Raw genomic sequence first — 1,918 nt, 5'->3', positions numbered from 1 at the left:
GTCCAAAGGGACCCAGCGGGCCACAGGGCTCGCCTCCCGATCTCGAAGACATCATCCGCCGCGGCCAGGACCGGCTGCGGCGCGCTCTTCCGGGTGGCGGCGGCGCGAGCCCGGCTATCTTCGCGCTGATCGCGGCTGCACTTGTGGTGCTGTGGGCGTTCAAGGCGGTTTATACCGTGCAGCCCGACGAGGTCGCGGTCGAATTGCGCTTCGGCAAGCCGAAGACCGAACTGTCGCAGCCTGGCCTGCATTTCCATTGGTGGCCGCTCGAAACCGTCGAGACGGCCAAGATTTCCGAGCAGCTCGTCGATATCGGCGGCGGCGGCGCGACGAGTGGCAACACGTCCGGGCTGATGCTTACCGGCGACCAGAACATCGTCAACGTCCAGTTCTCGGTGGCCTATCAGGTCTCCGACCCGAGCGCATATCTGTTCGATGTGTCCGATCCCGACGGTATGCTGCGGCAGGTTGCCGAAAGCGCCATGCGTGAAGCCGTCGGCCGCCGGCCGGCGCAGGATATCTTCCGCGACGACCGCCAGGGCATTGCCGCCTCGGTGCGTGAAATCATCCAGACGACGCTGGACGGCTACAAGGCCGGTCTCAACGTCAACGCCGTCTCGATCGAGGATGCGGCACCGCCACGCGAAGTGGCCGATGCGTTCGACGAAGTGCAGCGCGCCGAGCAGGACGAGGACAAGTTCGTCGAGCAGGCCAACCAGTACTCCAACCAGAAGCTCGGCCAGGCGCGCGGCGAGGCCGCACAGATTCGCGAAGACGCGGCCGCCTACAAGAACCGGGTCGTGCAGGAAGCCGAGGGTGAGGCCCAGCGCTTCATCTCGGTCTATGACGAATATGCCAAGGCGCCCGATGTAACGCGCAAGCGCCTCTACCTGGAAACCATGGAGAAGGTTCTGAAGGATTCGAGCAAGGTCATCGTCGAGCAGGGCAACGGGCAAGGGGTCGTTCCCTATCTGCCGCTGCCGGCATTGCAACCGAAAGCGCCGGCACCCGCTGCGCCCAGTGGCGTTACGGGAGGTAACCAGTGATGGCCAACCGTCTTCCCATCATCGTCGTCGCAGCAGCGGTTATCCTGTTCCTGCTCTATTCGTCGGTCTTCGTGGTCAATGCGCGTCAGCAGGCGCTGGTGCTCAGGTTCGGCGAGATCGTCGACGTCAAGAGCGAACCCGGCATCTACTTCAAGGCGCCGTTCTCGTTCTTCGACGCCGACACCGTGCAACTGATCGAGAACCGGGTGCTGCGCTTCGACCTCGACAACATCCGCGTCCAGGTGTCAGGCGGCAAGTTCTATGAGGTCGACGCCTTCATCGCCTACCGCATCTCGGATCCGCGGGTCTTCCGCTCCACCGTGTCGGGTCAGATCGAACTGGCAGAAGCCCGGCTCAGGACGCGTCTCGACGCTGCCTTGCGCCGTGTCTACGGTCTGCGTGATTTCGAGGCCGCACTTTCCGAACAGCGCACCGTGATGATGCGCGAAGTCCGCGACCAGCTCAGGCCCGACGCCACCTCGCTCGGCCTGCAGATCGAGGATGTCCGTATCCGCCGCACGGATCTCACGGCCGAAGTCTCGCAGCAGACCTTCGACCGCATGAAGGCGGAACGCCTGGCGGAAGCTGCGCGGCTGAGGGCGCGCGGCAATGAAGCGGCACAGCGCATCACCGCCCGCGCCGATCGCGAAGTGGTCGAGATCGTCGCCGAAGCGCAGAAAGAGTCGGAAATCCTGCGCGGCGAGGGCGAAGCCCAGCGCAGCGCCACCTTCGCGGGAGCCTATCAGCGCGATCCGGCCTTCTTCGACTTCTACCGGTCGATGAATGCCTATGGCACGGCGCTGGACAACACCGGAACGACGATGGTGCTGTCGCCGAACTCGGAGTTCTTCCGCTTCTTCCGCAATCCTGAC

At 64.3% G+C, this 1,918-nt stretch carries 2 protein-coding genes; both read left to right on the top strand.

The window, feature by feature from the left end; all coding sequences use genetic code 11:
* Positions 1-1,046: FtsH protease activity modulator HflK (gene hflK / locus EN984_RS32825; protein WP_127384272.1), on the top strand; the 1,046-nt coding region annotated here is incomplete at its 5' end.
* Positions 1,046-1,918: protease modulator HflC (locus EN984_RS32820; RefSeq protein ID WP_164765844.1), on the top strand; the 873-nt coding region annotated here is incomplete at its 3' end. The genes hflK and EN984_RS32820, both read left to right, overlap by 1 nt.

Source organism: Mesorhizobium sp. M7A.F.Ca.CA.004.12.1.1, from assembly GCF_003997835.1.
Classification (GTDB): domain Bacteria; phylum Pseudomonadota; class Alphaproteobacteria; order Rhizobiales; family Rhizobiaceae; genus Mesorhizobium.
Note: the sequence above shows the minus strand (reverse complement) of the source record. Positions and strands in the feature narration are given on the sequence as shown.